Origin of the sequence: Allorhizocola rhizosphaerae (genome assembly GCF_003426775.1) — a bacterium.
GTDB lineage: Bacteria > Actinomycetota > Actinomycetes > Mycobacteriales > Micromonosporaceae > Allorhizocola > Allorhizocola rhizosphaerae.
The window spans coordinates 1-3990 of record NZ_QJUG01000392.1 but is presented as its reverse complement, the minus strand read 5'-3'; the positions used below and the strand labels follow the sequence as shown (position 1 = coordinate 3990).

Sequence of the window (3990 nt, the reverse complement as noted above, 5' to 3'; positions counted from 1 at the left end):
CGGGAGGGGCACAGCGGTAATGCTAATTACACAATGGCGAAAAAGGTGAGTGAGCCGACGACCTCATCGTGCCGACGCAGCGGGGAGGCGATGGCGTCCAGCGTCCGGCTGCTCTCGGCGTTGCGAACTCGCAGCAGCCCGCGGGCCAGGCGCCCCGAGGTGAGCGCGAGCAGTGGGGGGATCTGCTCGCGCTCGGATTCGCCGAGTTCGTTGCCCGCGGCGGTGAAGTCGATGAGAAAGAGCACCTCACGGTCCAAAACGTGCCTGCCGACGAGCTCGAACGGCTGCCCGAGGCACAGCAGCCGGGCGCACGGCCCGGACGCCGCCACGATGATCCCCGCGGCGTCGAGCATCAGGCAGGATTCCTCTGCCATGGACACAGCAGTGGCCCACCGCTCGAGCGGGTCGGTCACTTCTGCCTCCGCTGCGGGCTGTGGCAAAGGGGACAGTGAGAGCTCGATGTGGGTCATCGTCAGCACACGTTACCCGCGTGTCGTGCCCTTGTCACCGGGTGTTGTTCCCTCCGCGTACCACCGATAACCGCTGGCATCGCCCCAGATTCCGGGGTTGCGCGCGACCTGAGAGAGCTTGTCCGCAGTGGACGGTGTGATCCGCCGTCCGGTCGCGGCGAGCACCTTGTCGAGCTCGCGATAGGTGGTGACGACGCAGTCCTTCGGCAGGCCGTTCACGCTGATCGTGCCGTTGCCGACGAATGCGAGGACCGGGAAGACCTTGATCTCCTGCCCGATCGCGCCCGAGATCGCCTTGGCGACCTGCCTGGCGTCGCGGCGAGCCTGGTTCACATAGGACGGACGCTTGCCGTTGATCTGCACGACGTCCCCGGCGATCAGGACCCGGCTTCGGCCGTGCTGCGCGATGGAGACCGAGAAGAGGCCGCCCGGCCCGATGGCGAGAAAGCCGGGAAGGGGCATGGTCTTGCCGGCCGTGATAGGCGGTCTGAGGTTGGGCCATTCGATGACGTGCCATTCCGCGCCGAGCCGGTGTGCCGCACGCTCCTCGGCTGCTGCCATGCGTCTGACGAGCTGTTCCTCGCGGATGCGTCTCGCCCATTGCGTAGCGGGGAGCCGCAGGGGCTCACCGAACTGCGGGCGATATGGGTATGTGGTCATGTTTTCCTGTCCTCCGGCGGTGCCACGCACTGAGTTAGGGTTTCCTTACCGTACGTGAAAATCCTCTAACTCTCCTATAGGGAGGGCAGGGTTTATCGGGCGACTGTACCTGAGTGAATAGATGAATGTCTGATTCATGCGGGCGGAACCAGCGCAAATCGACACATGACGATCTGTTGGTGCGGGGTGGTCAACGCCTCTTTCTGATGGCCGGTCTCGGCGGTGGCCGGGCCGCAAGCTGTCGGCGGAGGCCGAGCCGGCACCCTTTCGGGCCCAGGTCTCGGCCCGCAAGTCGGTCCAGCCCCGGCCATTCGGCGGATGCTGAGCCGACGCCCGTGCCGCCGGTCGAGTCTCCGCGATGTCTGAGTCGTGGTCGTTCAGTGGAGGCTGAGTCGACGTCCCCTTCGGGTAGCCGGTCTCTGCGGTGCCTCAGCGGCGATCGTTCAGCGGAGGCTGAGTCGATGTCGCCTTCGGGTGGCTGCGGTGGCTTAGCGGCGATCGTTCAGCGGAGGCTGAGCTGGCGGCCCAGGAGGCCCTGTTTGGCGCGCCGCTCGTCGGCCGTCAGCGGCTCGTCGGAGGCGATAGCCTGCGCGTAGCGCTCCGCCAGCGTGGCCAGCGGTTGCTCCCACTCGTCGGCCTCCGGTTCGGATGGCAGGTCCCACACTGGCACAAGCAGACTGTGCGCCCGGAACATGCCCGCGAAGCGGGTGTCGTCGCCCAGCTTCAGCGTGCCCGCCGCGCTCAGCCGGGCCAGCGCGTTCAGCGCGCTCGTCTCGGCGTCGGGCAGAACCCAGCGCACGTGCGCCTTGCCCGGCACGCGGCACCAGTACGCCGCACGCGCCGCCGACATCTTCGACGTCGGGAAGATCGACGAGTTGGCCGCCTCAAGCGACGCGGTCACCTGCTCGTCGCGCTCCTGGTCGGGGTCGAGCCAGAACTCGAACCCGGTGCGCATGGTGATATCGAGCGGCTCGTCGATGATGATGTCGCCCAGCCGTGGCCCCTCGCCCGGCAGCAGTGGCACCGACACCGAATTGCCCGGCTCCGTCTCGAACGCCCTGAGCAGGGCCGCCGCCACGTCGCGGTTGACGTCGCCGGAGCGGTCGTTGCGTTGCAGCCCAAGGAACACGCGACCATCCGGTTTGGTCAGTGCGGGCCAGGCCATGGGCAGGACCGTGGCGAGCGTGATCTCGCGCGGGCCGAACTTGGCCTCGTATTCCGGGTTGAGCCGCAGCGGCGCGGTCGCGGCCGGCACCAGCTCCCGCAGGGCGACCCACTCCGCCTCATCGGCGAGCCCACCGAACGGGCGCGCGACGAAAATGTCCTTGACCTTCGGAGCGGCCTTCTGGGCCTTCTCGCGGCTCTTCTTTCCCACGAACGGCAGCTTAGTTCAGCTCTCCGCCGCCGGCTTCGCTCGGATCGACCGCGCTGCGCCCGGTCAGCTGAGCTCGGCCCAGACGGACTGGCCGAGGCCGTCTCTGTCGACGCCCCAGCGGTCGGCGAGCGCCTCGACGATCGTCAAGCCGCGCCCGTCGGCCTCTTCGAGGCCCGCGGATCGGGGCCTGGGCAGTTGGGCGGCGCCGCCGTCGGTCACCCGCACCTCGACCGAGCGTCCCTCCTCGGAGGTGCGCAGCCGCCACGCGAGCCGGACCACCCCGCCCGGCAGCGGCTCGGCGTGCCGGATCGCGTTGGCGATCAACTCGCCTGCGACGGAAATCACATCGGCCAGCAGGGCTGGGGGAATGGTGCCCGCGAGCGCCGCAGCAAGCCGATGCCGTGCCTGCCGGGCGCCTCGGGCATGGTGGGGAACCACCACGCACCAGGCGCTCTCTGCGACGGCCGTCGACACCCTATGCCTCCCCGACACCTAAGTCACCGCGCGGCAGGCGTACCTCTGCGACGGTACCTCCCCCGTCCCGGCGACGTAAGGACACCCAACCGTTTTGTCGCTCAATAGTCTTTCGGACAAGGAAAAGACCTAGACCGGCACCACCATACCGACGATCATCGCCCGCCTCACCCTGCCAGAACCGCTGGAACGTGTTTGGCGTGTTATCGGAGGGAATTCCGATTCCCCGATCGGCGACCTGGAAGAACACGGTGCACCGGTCCCAGCCGGCGGACAGGATCACCGGGGCCGCGCCGGGGGAGTACTTGTGTGCGTTCGTGACCAACTCCGTGAGCACGCTCGCGATGCTCACCCGGTGCCCGAGCGCGGGCGGCAGGTCCACGTCCAGCTCCATGCGCAGCCGCTTGCGCAGGTCCAGCGGGAGCCCGGCGGCCGCGCGGCGCAGCGTCAATTCAAGATCGAACGGCACCCGCTCGATGTTGATCGCGTTGACCGTGACGCTCGCGTCGAGCAGGCGGTCGACCATGCGCGCCAGCTCGTCCGCGCGCTGCCCGATGACCCGGGCCGACTCGCGGCGCTGCCGTTCGTCGAGCTGGTCCCAGTGATCGCGCAGCGTGTCGGCGTACCCCTTGATCACCGTCACCGGCGTGCGCAGCTCGTGCGATGTCACGGCGATGAACAGCTCGCTGTCGTCGGATGGGCTGGGGCTGGCCGCACGCTCGGTGTCGGTCGCCCGGTACAGGAATCCGACCGTCGACGCGACCAGCTTCATCACCGCGGTCAGGTCCTGATCGATCTCTCGCTCCGCGTCGAAGAAAGCTCCGATCAGGACGGCCAGGCGACCGTCGAGATACACCGGGTGTACCAGGGCCCAGCGCGCCTTGCGGTCGACCAGCTGCTGCGCGGCCAGCGGCTCCAGCAGGCCGAGCTCCACCCGATAGGGCGGGGGCGCCGGCCGGGTCAGCGCGGCGACCGACTCCGGTTGCACCGGCCGGCCGAGCGCCCACTGCG

5 protein-coding genes are annotated in these 3990 nt (G+C 68.6%); all 5 read right to left on the bottom strand.

Going from position 1 to position 3990, the window contains the following annotated elements; translation table 11 throughout:
- Positions 1-26: 26 nt before the first annotated feature.
- The gene (locus tag DM816_RS40685; RefSeq protein ID WP_246002714.1) at positions 27-413 is read right to left on the bottom strand and encodes a hypothetical protein; all 387 of its coding nucleotides are present in this window, start codon (positions 411-413) and stop codon (positions 27-29) included.
- Positions 414-482: 69 nt separating this feature from the next.
- Positions 483-1130, bottom strand: coding sequence for an NERD domain-containing protein (locus DM816_RS40680; protein WP_170318937.1), 648 nt, complete (start codon positions 1128-1130; stop codon positions 483-485).
- Between the two features lie 502 nt (positions 1131-1632).
- Complete coding sequence (locus tag DM816_RS40675) at positions 1633-2505, bottom strand: DUF5926 family protein (protein ID WP_117215777.1); 873 nt, start codon at positions 2503-2505, stop codon at positions 1633-1635.
- Between the two features lie 63 nt (positions 2506-2568).
- Positions 2569-2979 carry an ATP-binding protein gene (locus DM816_RS40670; protein WP_117215776.1) on the bottom strand — a complete coding sequence of 137 codons (411 nt, stop codon included), beginning with the start codon at positions 2977-2979 and terminating at the stop codon, positions 2569-2571.
- Between the two features lies 1 nt (position 2980).
- A partial coding sequence (locus DM816_RS40665; RefSeq protein ID WP_162908368.1) for a sensor histidine kinase occupies positions 2981-3990 on the bottom strand: 1010 nt, incomplete at its 5' end.

Coding starts and splice junctions, on each gene's coding strand:
- DM816_RS40680 (WP_170318937.1), bottom strand. CDS start 1,130: ATGACCACATACCCATATCGCCCGCAGTTCGGTGAGCCCCTGCGGCTC.